We start from the raw sequence: 22,376 nt of genomic DNA on the forward strand, positions 1-22,376 counted from the left end.
CGGACGCAGAGCGTCCGAAGAGGCATTCCCACGCAGAGCGTGGGAACGATCTCAAACGCAGAGCGTGGGAACGATCTCAAACCAACTAATTTCTTTGAGCCAAAAACTCGAGCAACGCCTCAGTGACAAACTGCGGATTCTCCAGATTGGAAATATGCCCCGCCTCCGGCACCAGCACACAGGGACAACCGATCAGCTCGGCCATTTCCTGCGCTTCGCTTGGTGGACGCGGCTTGTCCTGATCGCCACACAATACAAGCGTACTCGCCGCGTCCAGTTCGCCCAGACGCGGCAACAGATCATCACGCGCGAACGTAATCCGGCCCATCGGTACGATGCTTTCACGCAGACGTTGCGCTGGCAATGCGGCGAGTTTGGCGCGGAACGCCTGATACAACGCCGACTGCGGATCGATGCCCGGACGGAAGAAAATCGGTACCACGATGTCCAGCAACTGCGGTGCAATCACGCCGCTTTGTTCGATCATGTCGAACAACGAAAAATAGTACTGGCGGGTCGGTTCCGGCTCGACACCGACATAGGTGTCCATCAACACCAGGCCATTGAGCCGCTGCGGTGCCGACAACGCCAGGCGTACGCCCCACATGCCGCCGACCGACAGGCCGATCAGGGTCACACGCGCGATATTCAAATGATCGAGCAATGCCAAGGCCTGGCGCGCCACATCGTCCAGCGATGCCGTGCCAGCAGGCAACGCCCCCGATTCACCGTGGCCCCACAGGTCCAGCGCGATGACTCGATACTGTTGTGATAGCGCCGCGATCTGCGGCGCCCACATGGTCTGGTCCCACAGATAACTGCCGGCCAGCAGGACTGCCGGACCAGAGCCTTGATCAATGTAATGGAGGGGTTGGCCGTCTAGGGTTACGAAAGGCATCGTGTCTGCGCCAGTAAAAATGGAACAGCAAGACTGCGCGGCTGGCAGGTTGCAGTCAATCGCACCAATGTATGTATTCCTGCTGACGCCATCGCTGGCAAGCCAGCTCCCACAGGGTTCTGAGTCGAACATGGATTTTGTGCACGACATCAATCACTGTGGGAGCTGGCTTGCCAGCGATGGCGTCAGCCCAGGCACTAAAGAATCAAAGCCCCTCCAGCTGCGCCATCAGATCATTCAGCCGATCCACCTTGTCCTCGGTGATCTCACTGGCCGCCAGCCCGTCGATGTAACCGGCCAGTTCTTCCACCGTGCTGCATTCGAACATCGCCCGCAACGGTACATCCCTTTGCAGGGTTTTCTGCACCCGCGAGGCGATCTGGGTGGCCAGCAGCGAATGCCCGCCCAACTCGAAGAAATTGTCGCGAACACCGACCTTCTCCACCTTCAATACCTCGGCCCAGATAGCGGCCAGGGTCTGCTCAAGCTCATTGCGCGGCGCCTGGTAATCCTGGCTTTGCAACTGACCGATTTCCAGCACCGGCAGCGCCTTGCGGTCCAGTTTGCCGTTGGCGTTGAGCGGCATTTTGTCCAGCCACAGCCAGTGCAGCGGCACCATGTATTCCGGCAGTTCGGCGCGCAGGCGCTGCTTGATGCGTTCCAGGCATTCGGCTGGATTGAGCGTTGAATCGGCAGGCACCAGATAGCCGACCAGATGCTTGCCATTCGCACCTTCCTGCACACCGACCGCCGCGTCGCGTACTTGCGGCTGTTCATGCAGGCGCGCTTCGATTTCACCCAACTCGATGCGGTAACCGCGAATTTTCACCTGGTGATCGATGCGCCCGACGTACTCCAGCACGCCGTCGTTGCGACGCCGAGCCAGGTCGCCGGTGCGATACAAACGCTCGCCCGGTGCGCCAAACGGGTTGGGCACGAACACCTGCGCGGTGCGCAGCGGATCGCTGACGTAACCGCGTCCGACGCCGGTGCCAGCGACGCACAACTCGCCCACCGCGCCCAGCGGTACCAGTTCCAGTGCGCCGTCGAGCAGGTACAAGCGGTTGTTGTCGGTCGGCGTACCGATCGGCAAATAGCTGCCGCGGGTGGAGGCCGTGTCGACGCGGAAAAACGCCACGTCATCCGAGCACTCCGCCGGGCCGTAGGCATTCACCAGGCCGATGGCCGGGTAACGCTGCAACCATTGATGCGCCAGTTCAGGCGGCATCGCCTCACCGGTCGGCAGCATCCAGCGCAAGCCATCGAGGCTCATCCGCTCCTGGGCGAGCATGCCCTGGATCAGCGATGGCACGCTTTCCAGAACAGTGATGCCCTGGGCCTGCACGTGGGCCAGCAAGCCTTGCGGATCGTGGGCGATGCTGTTCGGCACGATGTCCACCCGAGCACCGAACAACGGCGCAGCGAGAAACTGCCAGACTGAAATGTCGAAGCTTTGCGAAGCCGTCTGCGCGATCACGTCGGACTCGCTCAGGTCCAGATACGGCACCTTGCTCAACTGGTTGTTGAGCATGCCGCGCTGTTCGACCATCACCCCCTTGGGCAAACCGGTGGAACCGGAGGTGTAGATCACGTAGGCCAGGTTGTCCGGGGCGCTGTAGATACCCGGATTGCCCAACGCAACATCGCTCGCCTGCACCTGTTCCCAGACCAGCAATCGAGGCCGATTGGCACAGCTGAATTCTTCCAGCAGCCCAAGCGCTTGCTCGCGACAGGCCTGCGTGCACACCAGCAATGGCGTACGGCTCAGATCGATGATGCGGCTCAGGCGCTGGCTCGGCAGCCCCGGGTCCAGCGGCAGATAACCCGCCCCGGCCTTGAAGCTACCGATGATCATGCCCAGCAGATCGAGGTTGCGCTCGGCCAGCAAGGCCACCGGTTGATCCAGCCCGACACCGGACGCTATCAGCGCATGACCGAGCCGGTTGGCGCGCTGATTCAACTCGGCGTAACTGTGCTGCTCATTCAGGCAACTGGCGGCGATCCGCTGCGGATGCGCGGCCACTTGCGCTTCGAACAAAGCGACATAGCTTTGCTCCAGCGGGTAATGGTGCTCGCTCTGGTTGCAGGCGTGGATCAGAAACGCCTGCTCCTCGGCTCCCAGCAACGGCAGATCGGCCATGTCACCGTGGAAGCCTTCGACCAACGCCAGCAACAATCGCTTGAACTCACCGAGCATGCGCTCGACGGTGTTTTCATCGAAGTAGCGCTGGTCATAGGACAGGTGCAAGCCCAGGTCGTCACCCGGATAGCACACCGCCGTGAGCGGGAAGTTGGTGTGGGTGCGACCCGAATCGGAAGTGGCGTTGAGGCTCTGCGCACGGTCCAGCACCGAGGTTTCCACCGGAGCGTTTTCGAACACGAACAGGCTGTCGAACAGCGGCTGGCCCTTGGGCAATTCGCTTTGTTCCTGGATATTCACCAACGGCAGGTATTCGTACTCGCGCAGTTGCATGTTGCTGTCGAGCAAGTCGCTGAGCCATTGGCGCACGCTGCAACGCCGATCGTCCTGAGGCATTTTTACCCGCAGCGCGATGCTGTTGATGAACAGGCCGACAGTGCGTTGCATCTCTGGCATCTGCACCGGTCGCCCGGCCACCGTGACACCGAACAACACGTCACGATCACCGCTCAAGCGCCGCAGCACCAAAGCCCACGCTGCCTGGGCAAACGTGTTGATGGTCAGTTGATGGGCCTGCGCCAGTTCACGCAATCGTGCACCGTCACGGGCGTCGAGTTTTGTGTAGCGGTCGCCGACGAGCATGCCGCCGCTGTCGCCGGCATGCTCGCGCAAAAACGGCCGGTCGCTCGGGATCGGCGTCGTGCGTTCAAAGCCTTGCAGGTTGGTTTTCCACCACTGCCGCGCTTCGGCCAGGCTCTGGCGTTGCAGCCAGCCGATGTAATCGCGGTAACGCGGCGGCACCGCCAGTTGCGCATCCCGGCCCTCGCCGAAGGCACTGTAGATTTCGAAGAAATCGTTCATCAACAGCGAGCGGCACCAGGCATCGATGAGGATGTGATGGTTGCTCATCATGAACCAGTAGCGCGCCGCCCCTACACGAATCAGGCGCAAGTGGAACGGTGCCTGGTTGAGCAGATCGAAGCCGGCCTCACGCTCGGTCTTGAGCAATGTCTGCAGCTTCGGTTCCTGCTCGGCCTCAGAGATAGCGCTCCAGTCGAGGTATTCGATCGGCGTAGTGCCCGGTTTGTGGATAACCTGCAACATGTCTTCGCCGACGTTCCAGCAGAACGACGCGCGCAAGGCTTCGTGACGAGCGATGACCGCTTGCCAGGCCTGGGTGAAACGCTGCGGATCAAGTTCGCTGTTGATGCGATAGCGATCCTGCATGTAGTACAGGCCGGTACCCGGTTCCAGCAAGGTGTGCAGCAGCATGCCTTCCTGCATCGGGGTCAGTGGGTAGACATCCTCGATCACCGCCGCCGGAACCGGTAGCGCATCCAGTTGCGTCTGGTTGAGCCGGGCCAGCGGGAAGTCCGACGGCGTCAGGCCGCCGACGTCATCACGCAGGCAATGCTCGATCAGGCTTCGCAATTCGCCAAGGTAGGCGTCCGCCAGATCGCCGATGGTCTGTGGATCGTGGCGATCGGCGCTGAAGGTCCAGCGCAATACCAGTTCCCCACCGTAGACCTGACCGTCGACGCTCAACTCGTTTGGCAACGGTGCATTGGCATCGTGGGCCGCGCCGATGGTTTCATCCAGTGGATGGAACAGCGCATCGACACCAAAGCTCTGGTCGAACTGCCCCAGGTAGTTGAAGGTGACCGGCGCCACTGGCAACGCGGCCATGCTGCGGCGACTCTGGTCGTCGGCGAGATATCGCAGCACGCCATAACCCAGGCCTTTGTGCGGCACGGCGCGCAGTTGCTCCTTGATCGCCTTGATCGAAGCGCCCTGTCCTGCAGCCTCTTCAATGTTCGACGGGGTCAGGCGCAGCGGATAAGCACTGGTGAACCAGCCGACAGTGCGAGTCAGGTCAATCTCGTCGAACAGCGTTTCGCGGCCATGGCCTTCCAGTTGAATCAACGCCGAGGCGTGACCGCTCCAACTGCACAGCACACGGGCCAATGCGGTCAGCAGCAGGTCGTTGACCTGGGTGCGATAAGCGCTCGGCGCCTGTTGCAGCAGTTGCCGGGTGCGTTCGCTGTCGAGGCGCACGCTGACGGTTTGCGCGTGACGATTTTGCCGACCACCCTCGGGACGATCACACGGCAAATCGGCGCTCGGCCCCGCCAGTTGCGCCTGCCACCAGCCCAGCTCTTCGCGCAGGGATTCGCTGCCGGCATAGGCCTGCAAGCGTGCGGCCCAGTCCTTGAACGCACTAGTTTTGGCCGGCAGTTTCAGCGACTGCTGCGCGTCGAGTTGGCGGTAAACGGTTTGCAGATCGTCGAGCAGCACACGCCAGGAAACACCATCGACCACCAAGTGGTGAATCGCGATGAACAGCCGTTGCTGGCCCTCGGGACCATCGACCAGCAGCACGCGCATCAGCGGTCCTTCTTCGAGGTCGAGGCTGCGCTGGGCGTCGGCGAACAGCGCGGCGCATTTGTCCATGGAGGCAACGCGCACCTGCCACAGCACCGGCGTATCGGCCATCGCCTGATGTTCAGCATGCCACTGGCCAGCCACCTTGCTGAAGCGCAGGCGCAGGGCATCGTGTTGCTCGATCACTGCCAGCAACGCCTGCTCCAGGCGATGGGGTTCCAGCGGTGCGGTCGGTTGCAGCAGCAACGCCTGGTTCCAGTGTTGGCGCTGTGGAATATCGGTGTCGAAGAACCAGTGCTGGATCGGCGTCAGGCGCGACTCGCCGCTGAGCAAGCCTTGTTCGGCGGTGACCTGCTCGGTGCGGGTCGCCACGGCGGCGAGGGTCTGCACAGTCTGATGCTGGAACAGATCACGCGGGCTGAAATGAATGCCCTGCTGCCGCGCGCGGCTGACCACCTGAATCGACAGGATCGAGTCGCCGCCCAGTTCGAAGAAGTTGTCGTTGAGGCCGACCTGTTCGACGTTCAGCACTTCACACCAGATCTGCGCCAGCGTGACTTCCAGTTCGTTGCCCGGCGCCACGTACTGCTGACGGTTCAGCTCCGGGTCCGGCGCCGGCAGCGCACGGCGGTCAAGTTTGCCGTTGGCGGTCAGCGGCATGCTGGCCAGCAGAATCAGGTGCGTGGGCACCATGTAATCCGGCAGTTGCGACTTGAGATGCGCCTTGAGCGCTTCGCGCAGTTCGGCCTGTTGCGCTTCGCCAAGCTCTGCGACTTCGCTCACCAGATAGCCGACCAGTTGCTTGCCACTCGGTGCATCCAGCGCCAACACCACGGCTTCACGGACCGACGGATGTTCCAGCAGGCGGGTTTCGATTTCACCCAGTTCGATGCGGAAACCACGAATTTTTACCTGATGGTCAATCCGTCCCAGGTACTCCACCAAACCATCCGCGCGCTGGCGCACCAGATCGCCGGTGCGATAAATGCGCCCGCCGTTGTCGGCGAACGGGTCAGCCACAAAGCGTTCAGCGGTCATGCCCGGGCGCTGGTGATAACCCTGGGCCAGGCCCGCGCCACCAACGTACAACTCACCAGTCGCGCCTTGCGGCACCAATGCCAGATCGGCGTCGAGGATGTACGCCACGCGATCACCGATGACGCTGCCGATCGGCACGCTGCCCAGACCTTCTTCCAACACCTGCGGGGCCAGACTGGCCAGCGGCATGACCACGGTTTCCGTCGGGCCGTAGGCATTGAAGAACGCGCTCGGTTTGAACGCTGCGCGAATGCGCGCCAGGTGCTCACCGGTCAGGGCTTCACCGCCAGTGATGATCATGCGCACCGGCAGCGTCTCGTTGCGGGTCGCCAGCCACTGCGCCAACTGGCTGCCGTAGCTCGGGGTGAAACCGAGGACATTGATGCGATGGGTGCGGATCAACGCGCAGATTTCTTCGGCATCCCATTGGCCCTGCGCCCGCAGAACCACTTGCGCGCCACTCAACAACGGCACCAGCAAACGCTCGGTCGCAGCGTCGAAGTTGATCGAATAGAAATGCAGTTCACAATCGTCGGGGCGCATGGCAAAGCGCTCGATCACTGCACGACAGTGCATGGCGATTTCACCGTGGGACACCACCACGCCTTTCGGTTTGCCGGTGGAGCCCGAGGTGTAGATCAGGTACGCCTGATGTTGCGCCAGGCTGATAAACGGCAACTCGGTAACGGGATAATCAGCCAGGCTTGCCGCATCTTCTTCCACGCACCAGCGGCCGACCGTCGACGGCAATTCGCCCAAGGCTTTGAACATTGCCGCATCGCTCAAGAGCAGGCCGACGCCGCTGTCTTCGATCATGTAATGCAATCGATCGAGCGGGTATTCCGGGTCCAGCGGCACATAGGCGCCACCGGCCTTGAGGATCGCCAGCAGGCCGACGACCATCTCCAGCGAACGCGCCAATGCCAGGCCCACGCGCACCTGCGGCCCGACGCCGCGCTCGCGCAGCATCCACGCCAGGCGATTGGATCGGCTGTCGAGTTCGGCATAGCTCAAGGTTTGCCCGGCGAACGTCAGTGCCGGGGCATTGGGGCGGGCACACGCCTGCGCGCTGAACAGCTGATGGATGCACTGGTCCAGACGATGTTCGCCCGGTTCGACGCCAAGGCTATCGAGCAGCCTGGTTTGTTCCGCCGCCTCCAGCAGCGGCAGTTCACTGAGGCGCTGTTGCGGATCGGCAATCAACGCTTCGAGCAGGTTGCGCCAATGCCCGGCCATGCGCGCAATCCGCGGTTCGTCGAACAAATCAGTGCTGTAGGTCAGGCAGCAACCCAGGCGATGGTCGAGGTCAGTGACTTCCAGGTTGAGGTCGAACTTGGTCGCCCGGGCGTCGTTGGCCAGGTACTCGACGGTCATGCCGGCCAGGCGACGACTCTGCTGGAATTCCCAGCGCTGCACGTTGCACATCACTTGGAACAGGGGGTTATAGGCGGCGCTTCGCGGCGGTTGCAAGGCTTCCACCAGATGATCGAACGGCAAGTCCTGATGGGACTGGCCTTCGATGACCGTGTGGCGAACCTGCTCGAACAACTCGCCCACGGACATCTGCCCGTCGAGCTGGCAACGCAGTACCTGGGTGTTGAGGAACGCGCCAATCAGCCCTTCGCTTTCCGGACGAATCCGGTTGGCCACCGGCGCGCCGATGCGCAAATCGGTCTGGCCGCTGTAGCGGTACAACAGCGTGGCCAGGGCGGCAGTCATGGTCATGAACAGGGTCAGACCGTTTTGCGCATTGAAGGCGCGGACCCGGGCCGCGAGGTCGTCGCTCAGGTCGAAACGGTACAACTCACCTTGATGGCTTTGCACCGGTGGACGCGGACGGTCGGCGGGCAATTCCAGCAGCGGATGTTCACGACCCAGTTGCGCGGTCCAGTAATCGAGCTGGCGCTGACGTTCACCGGACTCCAGCCACTGCCGCTGCCACACGCTGTAGTCGAGGTATTGCACCGGCAACGGCGCCAGCGGCGATTCGTGGTCATCGACGAACGCTTCGTAAAGCGCGCTCAATTCGCGGGCAAAAATGTCCATCGCCCAACCTTCGGTGACGATGTGGTGCAAGGTCAGTACGAAGTAGTGCTCCTGCTCGGCAGTCTTGACCAGGCAGGCGCGCAGCAGCGGTCCGCTTTCCAGATCGAACGGTGTGTGCGCTTGCGCATCGGCCAGTTGCTGGACTTGCCACTCGCGCGCCTCGGCCTCCAGCGCAGTGAAATCCTTGCAGTCCACGCGCACGCCCGTCTCGACATGCACCTGCTGATGCGGCACGCCATCGACGCTCGGAAATGTCGTGCGCAAGGTTTCGTGGCGCAGGATCAGCGCGTGCAAGGCCGCTTCGAAGCGCCCGACATCCAGCACCCCGCGCAGCCTTGCCATGCCGCCGACGTTGTAGGCCGGACTGTCCGGCTCCATCTGCCAGAGGAACCACATGCGCTGCTGGGAATAGGACAGCGGCACCGGTTGGCTGCGGTCGACTGTCTCGATGGGTGGCTGTTTGTTGGTGCTGCCACTGGCCTGGATCAGGCGCACCTGCTCGGCAAATGCGCCCAGTTCGCTGTTCTCGAACAGCGCACGCAACGGCAACTCGATGTCGCAGGCCTGACGGGTGCGGGCAATGATTTGCGTGGCCAGCAGCGAGTGGCCGCCGAGGGCGAAGAAGTCGTCGCGCAAGCCGACTTGCGCCAGACCCAGCACTTCGCGCCAGATGCCGGCGAGCTGTTGCTCCAGTTCAGTCACGGGTTCGACGTGTTCGCGAACCTGCCACTGCGGTTCCGGCAGAGCGCGTCGGTCGAGTTTGCCGCTCGGGCCGAGGGGCATTTCAGTCAGGCGCATCAGTTGCGCTGGAACCATGTATTCGGGCAGCTCAGCCGCCAAGGCATTTTTCAGGCGGGCGGTTTGCGCATCGATGGCTTCGGTGGGATCCGTCGTGGTGTAGTAAGCGATCAGTTGTCCGCCAGCCGAAGTTTCGCGCACCAACACGACAGTTTGAGCCACGCCATCCTGGGCAAGCAGTCGCGCTTCGATTTCTTGCGGTTCGACGCGGAAGCCGCGCAACTTGAGCTGCTGATCGAGGCGACCGAGGTATTCGATCACGCCGTCGCCAGTCCAGCGTGCACGATCACCGGTGCGATACAGACGGGCGCCCTGCTCGCCCAATGGATCGACGACAAAGCGCTCAGCGGTCAAGCCAGGACGGCCCAGATAGCCTCGCGCCAAACCAATGCCACTGATGCACAACTCACCCGGCACGCCGGCCGGAACAGGGTTGAGTTCGCTGTCGAGTACGCGGCAAATCACGTTGGCCAATGGCCGGCCAATCGGCGAGCGTTCGCCATCGGCGCTGGAGCACTGCCAATGGGTGACGTTGATCGCGGTTTCGGTCGGACCGTAGCGGTTGTGCAACTGTACGGCTGGCAGTTGCGCCAGCACGCGGTTGCGCAGCTCCGCTGGCAAGGCTTCGCCACCGGAGAATACGCGCCGCAGGCAGGTACATTGCGCGCTGAGCGGTTCATCGATGAACAGTGAAAGCAGCGGCGGCACGAAGTGCAGCGTGGTCACGCCGTACGTCTGCACAAGCTGCGCGATACGGTGCGGGTCGCGGTGTTCGCCAGGGCTGGCTATCAGCAGGCGCGCGCCGCTGATCAGCGGCCAGAAGCACTCCCACACCGACACGTCGAAACTGATCGGCGCCTTTTGCATCAGCACGTCGCTGTCGTTCAGGCGATAGGTGTTCTGCATCCATTGCAGGCGTTCGGCGAGCGCCGCGTGGGTGTTGCCGACACCTTTGGGCTGGCCAGTGGAGCCGGATGTGTAAATCACGTACGCGAGGTTGTCGCCGTGCAGGTGCAAACCCGGCGCGTGGCTCGGCCAGCGCTCCAGATGCAGGGCATCCATGGCGATCACGCTGACGCCGTCAGGCGCCGGCAAGTGCTCCAACAATTGAGTCTGCGTCAGCAGCAATTGCACGCCGCTGTCGCCGAGCATGTAGGCCAGGCGTTCGGCGGGGTAATCCGGGTCCAGCGGCACATAGGCGCCGCCAGCCTTGATGATCGCCAGCAGGCCGATCAGCAGTTGCGGCGAACGCTCGCAGGCGATGGCCACGCAGACATCCGGCCCCACGCCTTTGTCACGCAGGTAATGGGCCAGGCGATTGGCCTGGGTGTGCAGTTCAGCGAAGTCCATTTGGCCGCCTTCCCACAGCAGCGCGGTGCGTTCCGGCGTCTGGCGTGCCTGTTCGTTGAGCAGTTCCGGCAGCCATTGGCTGGCGGGCGTGCACGGTGCAACGGACCAGTCGGCCTGCTGCTCGTGCTCAGTAACGGTCAGCAGTTGCAGGTCGCCGATGGCGGTTTGCGGTTGTGCACAAATGGCGCGCAACAGGTGATTGAAATGCTCGGACAGCCGTTCGATGGTCGTCGCATCGAACAGCTCGCTGGCGTAATCGAACGACAGGCTCAAGCGGCCGTTACGATCTTCTTCACTGTGCAATTGCAGATCGAACTTGGCTTGGCGGCTATGCCACGGCAACTCTTCAGCGAGCAACCCCGGCAGGCGCTTCAAGGCGCTGAGGTCGCGCTGCTGGTGGTTGAACATGACCTGGAACAAGCCTTGTTCACGGGCCTGCGGGAAGGCTTCGAGCAGTTGTTCGAACGGCAAGTCCTGATGCGCTTGCGCACCCATTGCCGCGTGCCGGGTTTGCGCCAGCAGTTCAGTGAAGGGCATCCGTGAATCCAGTTCGGCGCGCAGTACCTGGGTGTTGATGAAGAAACCGATCAGGCCCTGGGTTTCCAGGCGCGGGCGGTTGGCGTTCGGTACGCCGATGCGGATATCACGCTGGCCGCTGTAGCGATGCAACAGGCTTTGCAGCGCGGCCAGCAACAGCATGAAGGTGGTCGATTCATGGGCCTGCGCGGTCTGGCGAATCGCGTCGCTCAGGGCGACGTCCAAACGCACGGTGTGGCGGGTGGCGCTGTGCAGTTGTTGGGCCGAGCGCGGATGGTCGGTGGCCAGGTTCAGGGTAGGATGTTCATCGCCCAACTGCTCTTTCCAGTAGGCCAATTGACGCTCGCCCTCGCCTTGCGCCAGCCATTGCCGCTGCCAGTTGCCGAAGTCGGCGTATTGGGCTGACAACGGCGCGAGCGTTGCTTGCTGCCCCTGAGAGGCCGCCGGGTACAACCGTGCGAACTCGTCGATCAACACGTTCAGCGACCAACCGTCGGCGATGATGTGATGCATCGTCAGCAACAGCTGATGATCTTCGTCGTCAAGGCGCACCAGCGTCACCCAGAACAATGGGCCTTTCTCCAGATCGAACTGAGTCCGCGCTTCGTCTTCGCGGATTTGCTGCGCACGGGTTTCACGTTCGGCCAGCGGCAGATCGCTGATGTCGATCAGTTGCAGATTGAACTCACCGGCCGCAACGACTTGTTGCAGTGCCACGCCGTCGCGCTCGAAGAAGCGTGTACGCAGGGATTCATGGCGTTCGATCAACTGCTGGAAACTGGCGCACAAGGCGTCTTGATTCAACTCGCCACGCAGGCGCAGGGCGCCGGGAATGTTGTAGGCGCAGCTCACGGTGTCGAGTTGCCAGGTGATCCACAGACGGTTTTGCGCCAGGGATTGCGGCATCGGTTGATGGCGCGACAGCACAGTGATTGTGCTTTGGGCAAGGCCACCGTCCTGTTGCTGGCGAGCCAGCGCAGCGGCAAATGCGCCGAGGGTCGGTGCTTCGAACAGCTGGCGCAGGTTCAACTCCAGCCCCAGTTCCTCGCGCAGACGCGCCACCACCTGAGTGGCCGCAATGGAGTTGCCACCGAGCAGGAAGAAGTGATCGTCGGCGCTCACTTGCTCGACCTGTAATTGTTCGCACCAGATCCGGCCTATCAGGCTTTGCAGCTCAGAGCCCGATTCGGGATTGCCTGCGCTTTCGGTCGTGGCTGACGGGAACACGGCATAGCTGTCGAGGCTGCCATCCGCCAGGCGATTGCGGCACGCCGAGCGCTGCAATTTGCCGCTGGAAGTCTTGGGCAGTGCGCCCGGATTGAGCAGCACTACCACGCTGGGTGCTTGCTGACAGGCCTCGGCAACAGCCTGGCGAATCGCTTTGATCAGCGCTTCGGGCGGGAGGATTTTTTGCACGCTGCGGCTGATTTCCGCAGCGATGCCGATGCCTTCCTGTCCGTCCACGCTGACGGCGAACGCAGCAACGCGCCCTTTGCGCACGACCTCCACTTCACGCTCGACGGTCTGTTCGATGTCCTGCGGATAAAGATTGTGACCGCGCACGATCAGCATGTCTTTCAGGCGGCCGGTGATGAACAACTCACCGCCGCGCATGAAACCCAGGTCACCGGTGCGCAGCCAGGTACGACCGGCGTGCTGGACGAACGTCTTGGCCGAGGCTTCGGGGTTGCGCCAGTATCCGTGGGCGATACTCGGGCCGGCGGCCCAGACTTCGCCGACGGCATTGTCGGCCAGTTCAGTGTGCGACGCTGGATCGACAATCAACACCGCGTGATCCGGCTGAGCGATGCCGCAGCTCATGATCGCACTGCCCTCGCCCGGCTCGGCGCGGTTCTGCGTCAGGGCCTGATCGTCTACGCGCAGGTTGCCGATGCCATGGCCGCGCGGCGTACCGGCGACGAACAGCGTGGCTTCAGCCAGACCATAAGAAGCCATGAAGTTGCCCGCCGTGAAACCGCAGCCGGCAAACTTTTCGGCAAAGTGCTCCAGAGTGTCGAGGCGGATCGGTTCGGAACCGGAATACGCCACGCGCCAACGGCTCAGGTCGAGGCGCTCCAGCGCCGAACCACTGACTCGCTCGCTGCACAGGCGATAGGCAAAGTCCGGCCCGCCGCTGATGGTGCCGCCATATTCACTGATCGCTTCGAGCCAGCGTAGCGGCCGGCCGAGGAAGTACGCCGGCGACATCAGCACGCATTCTACGCCGCTGAAAATCGGTTGCAGCAGGCCGCCGATCAGCCCCATGTCGTGGTACAGCGGCAGCCAGCTGACGATCACGTCATCGGGGTTGAGGTCGATCCCGAAACCGTGGCGGATCAGCAACTCATTGGCCACCAGATTGCCGTGGCTGACTTGCACGCCTTTGGGCAGCGCGGTGGAGCCAGAGGTGTATTGCAGGAATGCGATGTGAGCGTCTTGCAGACCCGGTGCCTGCCAACGCTCGGCCATGGCGCTGTCAAGGGTATCGACACACAGCAACGGCGGCGCGCCTTCGATTTGCAGCAACGCATCACGCAGGTCGGCGCTGGTCAGCAACAGGCGCGGCTCGGCGTCGCTGATGATCGACAGCAAACGCTCCTGATGATGACGCTTGGCAGACTCTGGCGGATAAGCCGGCACTGCAATCACGCCGGCATACAGGCAACCGAAAAACGCCGCGACGTAATCCGGGCCACTGGGAAACAGCAACACCGCACGGTCGCCAAAATCCGCCTCGGCCTGTAACGCACCGGCAATGATTCGCGCCCGTTGATCCAGCTCGCGATAACTGAGCACCACAGCCTGATCCCGGGTTTCGGCGAGAAAACGCAAGGCCACACGGTCCGGCGTCAGGGCCGCGCGGCGCTGAAGGGCGTGGGCCAGTGTGCTGGGGAGTTCGAACGCGTCGGTCATGAGCTTTCCTGCCTGAATTCGGCTTGCAAATGGAATCGGTTTTTCTGTCGTCACGCCCCATTCAAGGGCGCGCAGGGCGCGGTCTTTGCCGACCGCGCAAGGCATTGGGCATACGGTTGTGCCAGGGCAACTGCCCGGAGCCATTCACCAATGAGGACGGATGACATCTGGAAATAATTAGTCGGCAGGCGTTAGCGCCAACCAGGCCGGGAGGCGGCAAGCGTGCGTCAGCGTGTCGCAGTTCGCACTCTGCACCTTTGAGGAGCATTAGTTCTCTTTCTCAATTGACAATCATTATCATTCAACATAATTTGTCGCTCGATGTGTAGGGCGGCCACGGACTTCTTGCCGTCCCACTAACCTTTTGGCAGCAGGGTGATTTCCATGACGGAACAAGTCTCCACAAGCAGGTGCGACTCGCCGCTACTTCAGGCATTCGTCGACAATCGACTGATTCTGGTCAAGATTGCAGCCCGCATCACCGGCTGCCGATCACGCGCTGAAGACGTGGTGCAGGACGCGTTTTTCCGGCTGCAATCCGCACCGCAGATCACGTCGTCGTTCAAGGCCCAGCTCAGCTATCTGTTCCAGATCGTGCGCAACCTGGCGATTGATCACTACCGTAAACAGGCGCTGGAGCAAAAGTATTCCGGGCCTGAAGAGGAAGGTCTGAACGTGGTGATCCAGGGAGCTTCGCCGGAAACGTCGCACATCAATTTCTCGACCCTGGAAAACATCGCCGACGCACTGACAGAGCTGCCGAGCCGCACCCGCTACGCTTTCGAGATGTATCGCTTGCACGGCGTGCCACAGAAAGACATCGCCAAGGAACTCGGCGTCTCGCCAACCCTGGTGAACTTCATGATTCGCGATGCACTGGTGCACTGCCGCAAGGTCTCGGGCAGTCGGGCGGATACCTTTGCTCGTCGTTAAGATCTGAAATTTGCGTCACCCCAATCGCTAGCAAGCTAGCTCCTACATTGATCTCTGGTGTTCACGAAAACCATGTACACCAAAGTTCCATTGTGGGAGCTAGCCTGCTAGCGATGACGGACTCAAGATCAGAACAAGCCTTGAGCCCTCCCCTTCACACCAACCCACACCGCTCGAAAAACCGCTCACGCCCCAACACCATCAACGCGGCACGCTTGTGCGGGAAGTCGAACTCTTTCTCGCGGTAAAACCGCTGATCCTGCATGTAGCCGATCATCCTGGCGTTGTCGGCCCGGGGCTCGGCGACCACTCGCTGCGTACGCGGATCATCAAGAAACAGGTAATGCACCAACGCCGATAACCAGCTCGCCACCTTGTGCGGGCCACGGTGATTCTCCTCGCCCACCAGCATGTGGATGCCACGGTCATAATCGTTGGCATCGTAGAACGGTGCGATGCGATCTTCCTTGGCCCAATAGGCTTCGTAATAGGCAAACGGTTGATCGTCGAAACAACCGATCAGCGTCAGGGTGTGGGGGTCGGCCTGGAGTTTGCTCAGGTACTCGCGATGCTGTTCGAGGCTGCCCTCCTCCTGCCAGAAACTCGCCACTCGCGCGCTGTTCTGCCACCGATTGAAACGCGCCAGATCGACATCGATGTCCACGGTGCGCAGGGAAATCCACAGGCCCAGGCGCACATCGAATCGTCGGTAAACCTCGCCTCGTGGCTTGCCCGGCCGCAAAGGGTGACGCTTGCCGCCACTGATGACCATTTGCTGGGGATAGCTGTTGGTCAATTGCACCCGCCACGGCTGTGGCAACTGCCAGAACAGCGTGCGCTCACAACGGTATTGATTGGCCGTGTCCGTGTTGACCAGCAAACCACTGAGCAGTGCCTCGGCCGGGGCTTCATCGAGATGCCAGGTCAGGCGCTGGCAGGCCGGATCCCGGGCGAACAGCCAATAACAGGCCGCCCACAGAGCCGCTACATTCGGTTGGCCGCAGCCTTCCTCCCGCTGCAGCTGCAGCTCAGGATCGCGAGTCAGGCGCAGCTGGACCAGCGGTTGGCCGTCAAGGCTGAGGCTCAGGCGGTTTTCGGTTTCATCGGCTACAAGTCGACTGCCCGAAGGTAAAACCAGGGCGGTCAGGTCATTCTGAATGGACATGGGTCGGGCTCACGCTAATGGTCGACAGTTCAACCATGTGACGTCAGCCGCGGCGGGAAATTTAAGAGAAGTCGCTCAAGGGTTGATCTCAAGCAACGCGCTCAGTTACCGGAAACGGGCACCACCGCAATCTTGTACGGATCGAAAATCTTCAGCATCTGGCCATTGTCCCGCAGCCCTTGCAGCAACCTGCCGAACGCTTCGCCACTGATGGGCGCTGCCGGGCGCAGGATGGCGTAATGGTGATAGATCTGATCGATGCGATCGGACACCAGCAACTCATTGGCCACATTCAGATTGCGCAAAAAATAGTCGTTGAGATAGGAACGTGTGACCAGCGCGATGTCGGCCCGCCCGCGCAAGACCATCAACAGGTTGCTGTCATGGGAGTAGGTCAACGTGGCGTTATGGTTTTTGGCGAGATACTGGGGCTCGGCAATAAAGTTGGCGAATTCGTAGTGGTAACCACTGAACAGTGCCAGGCGCTTGCCGGTCAGGTCTGCAAAATAGTCTTGCTGGCGAATCGCACGCCCCTCGGGCTGACGTTGTGCGACGAAAATCTCCGCGTCTTCCAGGCCCATGTCGACATCGGTATGGGGAATGTCTTTCCAGCCCCAGGCGGGGTTTTCGAAGATCGCCATGTCGATCCGCCCTTGCTTGAAGTCACCAAAGCGCCGAGGAATGGAAGTGGGAACCAGGACGAACTGATAGTCACTCTGCAGGGCGTTCAAGGCCTCGACCAGTTGCGGCAGCAAGCCGGTATCGGCGCCGGACTCGGGGCGCACGGTGTACGGAGGAAAATGCGCGGCACCGATTCGCACCAATTGCGCGGCCTGGGACGGCAGCATCCATAACGCCACAAGCACCGTCAGCAAAAGCCGCGAAGCTGTCCGAATTGGCGAAGACATCAAGACAAGCCACTCCCCAAAAGTACTGCATCAATGCATTCAAGCTAGGCGGTTTCGCCCAGTTAGCCAGTTTCCCGCCAACCTACAAAGCAAATCATTTTTCCTCAAGTACCAGAATCAGTGCTTCGTCGGCCAGTTGATCCAGGCTCATGCTGCCACCGGCGCGAAACCAGGTGGTTGTCCAGGACAGCGCCCCGGTCAGAAAACGTCGTGTGATGAACACATCACCCCGGATAAAACCGGCGCTTTTGGCTTCACCCAATACCTGCAACCAGATGTCTTCATAGATGTCGCGCAATGCCAACACCTTGGCCTGCCCCTCCTCAGACAGCGACCGCCATTCATAGACCAATACCGCCATGGCCTCGCCACTGCCGCCCATGATCGACTGCAATTCACAACGGATCAGCGCCAGAACGCGCTCGCGCACATTGCCGGCCTCGGCAATGGCGGCACGCATCAACGCGGTGTTGTAACGAATGGTCTCCTCCATCACCGCGCGCAGGATGTCATCCTTGCTTTTGAAGTGATGAAAAATGCTGCCCGACTGAATGCCTACCGCACCGGCCAGATCGCGCACGGTGGTGCGCTCGTAACCTTTATTGCGAAACAGGTGAGCCGCCACTTGCAGCAACTTGCCACGGGCACTGTCCGGATCGGTCAACTGGCCGTTGTCGACCAATTCGCGCATGACTCCAAGGGCTCTTTGCTCATCCACCCGATCTCTCCTACAGTCGTGATCACCGCTAAAACAGCGGGGTTGCGCGGGCAATTTAAGCTGACGGCCCGAACCAAGCAAGCGCTCGGGCAGAAGATATTTTTCGTGATTTACAAACCAAGCGCTTGCTTGGTAGTCTCGATGCACTCTGTTGGAGGTGGTTATGGAATTGACTGCGCCAAAAACGATTCGCATTGGCTGCGCCAGCGCATTCTGGGGCGATACCTCGACCGCGGCCGCGCAACTGGTGAATGGCGGACGTCTGGACTATCTGGTTTTCGACTACCTGGCCGAGATCACCCTGTCGATCATGGCCGGCGCGCGCATGAAAGACCCCTTGAGCGGTTACGCGGGCGATTTCATCGAGGTCCTCAGCCCCCTGCTCCCACAACTTGCCGAGCAAAATATTCGGGTCATCAGCAATGCCGGCGGGATCAACCCGCAAGCCTGTGCCGCCGCCCTGCAAGCAGCCTGCGACAAGGCCGGCGTTTCATTGAAGATCGCCGTGCTGCTGGGCGATGACCTGCAACCGCAACTCAAACGATTGAACACCCTGGGCATCCATGAAATGTTCAGCGGAGCGCCATTGCCACCGATGTGCGTGTCGACCAACGCCTACCTCGGCGCACCGGGCATCGTCGAAGCCCTGCGCCTGGGAGCGGACATCGTGATCACCGGGCGCGTGGTCGACAGCGCGGTGGTCAGTGCCGCGCTGGTGCATGAGTTCGGCTGGTCGTGGCACGATTACGACAAGCTGGCCCAGGCCGCACTGGCCGGGCACATCATCGAATGCGGCGCCCAGTGCACGGGCGGCAACTTCACCGACTGGCGCGATGTGCCCGATTACGAGCACATCGGTTTCCCCATCGTCGAAGTCAGCGCCGACGGCCAGTTTGTCGTCAGCAAACCCGAAGGTTCCGGTGGTCTGGTCACGCCGCTGACAGTGGGCGAGCAGATGCTCTATGAAATCGGCGATCCGCGCGCGTATCTGCTGCCGGATGTGGTCTGCGACTTCACTCAGGTCAAATTGCACCAGCAGGGCAAGAACGCCGTGCAGGTGCACGGTGCGAAAGGCTTGCCGCCTACCGATCAGTACAAGGTCAGCGCCACGTATCCGGATGGTTTCCGATGTACCGCCAGTTGCCTGATCGCAGGTATCGATGCGGTGGACAAGGCCCGGCGCGTCAGTGAAGCCATCATCAACAAGACCTCGGAAATATTCACTCAACGCGGCTGGCGTCCCTTCAGTGAGGTGAACGTCGAACTGCTCGGCAGCGAGGCGACCTACGGTCCCCATGGCCAGCGCTCAGACAGCCGCGAAGTGGTGATCAAACTCGCGGTGCGCCATCCGGACAAACAGGCGTTGATCGTGTTCTCCAGGGAAATCGCCCAGGCCGCCACCGGCATGGCGCCCGGGCTGACCGGCATCGTCGGCGGCCGGCCCACGGTCTATCCGCTGATCCGACTGTTCTCGTTCCTGATCGACAAAAGCGTCTGCACACTGGAAATTGATTTCATGGGCCAGCGCCACCCGTGTGTCCTGCCCGCCCTCGATGCGCTCGACAGCGCCGAACTGCCCACAGTGCTCGACCCACCGAAACCCACTGGTCTGGCCGACGCCAGCGTGGCGCTGGTCAAACTCGCGGTGGCGCGCTCCGGCGACAAGGGTAATCACAGCAACATCGGCGTCATGGCCCGCGATCCCGAGTACCTGCCGTGGATCGCCGAGGCGCTGACGCCGGAGGTCATTGTCGACTGGATGAGCCATGTTCTCGACCCGGTACTGGGTCGCGTCGAGCGCTGGTATTTGCCGGCCACTCACAGCCTGAACTTCCTGCTGGAAAACGCCCTCGGTGGCGGTGGCGTCGCCAGCCTGCGCATCGATCCGCAAGGCAAGGCCTTCGCCCAGCAACTGCTGGAGATCCAGATTCCGGTGCCGCAGCGCATCGCCGACCAGGTCAACTAGAGGACAACCGCCATGGCCTACGATTCGATTTTCAAAGCCGATCTGTTTGCCGGCCAAAACATCATCGTCACCGGCGGCGGCAGTGGCATTGGTCGCTGCACCGCCCACGAACTGGCGGCCCTCGGCGCGCATGTGCTGCTGGTGGGGCGCAAGGCGGACAAACTCAAAGCGGTCGCCAGCGAGATTAGCGACGACGGCGGCAAGGCCGACTGGAGCACCTGCGACATTCGCGAAGAAGAAGCAGTGACGCATCTGGTCAGCGAACTGATCCGTAAACACGGGCCGATTCACGGCCTGGTCAACAATGCCGGAGGGCAGTACCCGTCGCCACTGGCCTCGATCAATCAGAAAGGTTTCGAGACGGTGATGCGCACCAATCTGGTGGGCGGTTTCCTGATGGCCCGTGAAGTGTTCAACCAATCCATGAGCAAACACGGCGGGGCGATCGTCAACATGCTCGCTGACATGTGGGGCGGCATGCCGGGCATGGGGCATTCGGGGGCGGCGCGGTCGGGTATGGACAACCTGACCAAGACAGCCGCATTCGAGTGGGGATACGCCGGGGTGCGGGTCAATGCCGTGGCGCCAGGCTGGATTGCTTCCAGTGGCATGGACACCTACGAAGGTGCGTTCAAGGCAGTGATCCCGACTTTGCGCGAACACGTGCCGCTCAAGCGTATCGGCACTGAATCGGAAGTCAGCGCGGCGATTGTTTTCCTGCTCAGCCCTGCCGCAGCCTTCATCAGCGGCAGCACCTTACGCATCGACGGTGCCGCCAGCCTTGGCGGACGGGCATGGCCGATTCACAAGGCGACGAACAGCGAATCCTATAACGGCTTCCACCGCGCCTACCTTCCCGACGTCCTCAAGGACAAGGGATAACCCATGCCGGTGATCCAGTCGCAACTCGATCCCGACAGCGAACAGTTCGCGCAAAACCGTGCGGCGATGCTCAGCGCGGTCGAACAGGTCCAAACCCTCGAACAGAACCTGCTGGACAAGGCGGCCGAAGCCAAAGCCAAATTCGACAAGCGCGGTCAACTGTTACCCCGAGAACGCCTCAATCTGCTCCTCGACCCCGGTGCGCCGTTCCTCGAACTGGCAAGCCTGGCCGGCTATAAACTGCACGATGACAAGGACGGCAGTTCGGCCGGCGGCGGCTTGATCGCCGGCATTGGTTATGTGTCCGGTGTGCGGGTGCTGGTGGTGGCGAACAACAGCGCCATCAAGGGCGGGACCATTTCCCCCAGCGGCTTGAAAAAATCCCTGCGCCTGCAACAGATCGCCATGGAAAACAAACTGCCGGTGATCACCCTGGCCGAAAGCGGCGGCGCCAATCTCAACTACGCGGCAGAGATTTTCGTCGAAGGTGCGCGCAGCTTCGCCAACCAGGCGCGGATGTCGGCCATGGGCCTGCCGCAGATCACCGTGGTGCATGGCTCTGCCACGGCGGGCGGCGCTTATCAGCCTGGATTGTCGGACTACGTGGTGGTGGTGCGCGGCAAGGCCAAACTGTTCCTTGCCGGGCCTCCGCTGCTGAAAGCGGCGACCGGGGAAATCGCCACAGACGAAGAGCTGGGTGGCGCCGAGATGCATGCACAAACGGCCGGCACCGCAGAATACCTGGCAGAAAACGATGCCGATGGCGTGCGTCAGGTGCGCGAAATTGTCGCCATGCTGCCGTGGAACGAACAACTGCAATGGTCACCCGAACTCCGCTGGGAAGAGCCGCTCTACCCGATCGACGAACTGCTGGGACTGATCCCGGATGACCCGAAGAAACCTTACGACGTGCGCGAGATCATCGCCCGCATCGCCGACGGCTCGAACTTCCTCGAGTTCAAGGCCGAATACGATCAGCAGACCGTCTGCGGACAGCTGAAAATCCAGGGCCGCGCCTGCGGTTTCATTGGTAACAACGGCCCGATCACACCCAAGGGTGCAAGCAAGGCGGCGCAGTTCATCCAGCTCTGCGACCAGAGCCAGACCCCCTTGCTGTTCTTTCATAACACCACCGGGTTCATGGTCGGCACCGAATCGGAGCAGCAAGGTGTGATCAAGCATGGCGCCAAGATGATTCAGGCAGTGGCCAATGCCCGTGTGCCCAAGCTGACCATCGTGGTCGGCGGTTCCTACGGCGCCGGCAACTATGCGATGTGCGGGCGCGGCCTGGACCCGCGCTTCATCTTCGCCTGGCCCAACAGCCGTACCGCGGTGATGGGCGGCGCGCAGGCGGGCAAAGTGCTGCGCATCGTCACCGAGGCCAAACAGGCCAAGGACGGGCTGGTACCTGATCCGAAAATGCTCGACATGCTCGAGCAGGTCACGGCGCAGAAACTCGACAGCCAGGCCACGGCGCTCTACGGCAGTGCCAACCTGTGGGACGACGGTTTGATCGACCCGCGCGATACCCGGACCCTGCTCGGTTACTTGCTGGATATCTGTCAGGAGGCCCGGGTGCGGCCGCTGCAAGCCAACAGTTTTGGTGTAGCCCGTTTGTGATTGATCGGACGCAGAGCGTCCATAGAGGCGTTACCACGCAGACGGTTCGACGCCTCGACGTGGAAACGATCATGGATCAGAG

Annotated in this window: 9 protein-coding genes; 4 read left to right on the top strand and 5 right to left on the bottom strand. The window is 61.6% G+C overall.

Translation table 11 applies throughout. From position 1 onward, the window contains the following. Window positions 1–85: 85 nt before the first annotated feature. Both D8V06_RS27425 and D8V06_RS27430 read right to left on the bottom strand, forming a co-directional pair. Window positions 86–898: an alpha/beta fold hydrolase gene (locus tag D8V06_RS27425; RefSeq protein ID WP_130907133.1), complete on the bottom strand. Its 813-nt coding sequence runs from the start codon at window positions 896–898 to the stop codon at window positions 86–88. A 205-nt stretch (window positions 899–1,103) separates the two neighbouring features. Then, window positions 1,104–14,102 (bottom strand): non-ribosomal peptide synthetase, encoded by a 12,999-nt coding sequence (locus tag D8V06_RS27430; protein WP_130932190.1) that lies wholly within the window; start codon window positions 14,100–14,102, stop codon window positions 1,104–1,106. Between the two features lie 384 nt (window positions 14,103–14,486). Here D8V06_RS27430 and D8V06_RS27435 point away from each other — a divergent pair, with 384 nt between their 5' ends. Continuing rightward, window positions 14,487–15,035, top strand: a complete 549-nt coding sequence (locus D8V06_RS27435; protein ID WP_056856344.1) for an RNA polymerase factor sigma-70 — start codon at window positions 14,487–14,489, stop codon at window positions 15,033–15,035. Between the two features lie 154 nt (window positions 15,036–15,189). On the opposite strand, the gene D8V06_RS27440 is transcribed toward D8V06_RS27435, so the two are convergent. The 3 genes from D8V06_RS27440 to D8V06_RS27450 all read right to left on the bottom strand — a co-directional run bounded on the left by D8V06_RS27440 (window position 15,190) and on the right by D8V06_RS27450 (window position 17,826). Beyond that, entirely contained in the window at window positions 15,190–16,200 is a 1,011-nt protein-coding gene (locus tag D8V06_RS27440; protein WP_130932191.1) for a GNAT family N-acetyltransferase, read from the bottom strand. A 101-nt stretch (window positions 16,201–16,301) separates the two neighbouring features. Next, window positions 16,302–17,108: a transporter substrate-binding domain-containing protein gene (locus D8V06_RS27445; RefSeq protein WP_177434499.1), complete on the bottom strand. Its 807-nt coding sequence runs from the start codon at window positions 17,106–17,108 to the stop codon at window positions 16,302–16,304. Between the two features lie 94 nt (window positions 17,109–17,202). Beyond that, complete coding sequence (locus D8V06_RS27450; protein WP_130904073.1) at window positions 17,203–17,826, bottom strand: TetR/AcrR family transcriptional regulator; 624 nt, start codon at window positions 17,824–17,826, stop codon at window positions 17,203–17,205. A 163-nt stretch (window positions 17,827–17,989) separates the two neighbouring features. On the opposite strand from D8V06_RS27450, the gene D8V06_RS27455 reads away from it, so the two are divergent. From D8V06_RS27455 to atuC, 3 genes are read left to right on the top strand one after another with little or no spacing between them, the layout of a single operon-like run. After that, window positions 17,990–19,792 carry an acyclic terpene utilization AtuA family protein gene (locus D8V06_RS27455; protein ID WP_130904074.1) on the top strand — a complete coding sequence of 601 codons (1,803 nt, stop codon included), beginning with the start codon at window positions 17,990–17,992 and terminating at the stop codon, window positions 19,790–19,792. A gap of 12 nt (window positions 19,793–19,804) precedes the next feature. Then, the gene (locus D8V06_RS27460; RefSeq protein ID WP_130904075.1) at window positions 19,805–20,674 is read left to right on the top strand and encodes an SDR family oxidoreductase; all 870 of its coding nucleotides are present in this window, start codon (window positions 19,805–19,807) and stop codon (window positions 20,672–20,674) included. 3 nt (window positions 20,675–20,677) lie between these two features. Then, window positions 20,678–22,294 carry a geranyl-CoA carboxylase subunit beta gene (gene atuC / locus D8V06_RS27465; RefSeq protein WP_130932192.1) on the top strand — a complete coding sequence of 539 codons (1,617 nt, stop codon included), beginning with the start codon at window positions 20,678–20,680 and terminating at the stop codon, window positions 22,292–22,294. Window positions 22,295–22,376 lie beyond the last annotated feature (82 nt).

This window comes from Pseudomonas sp. Sample_24 (assembly GCF_004307605.1).
Taxonomy (GTDB): domain Bacteria; phylum Pseudomonadota; class Gammaproteobacteria; order Pseudomonadales; family Pseudomonadaceae; genus Aquipseudomonas.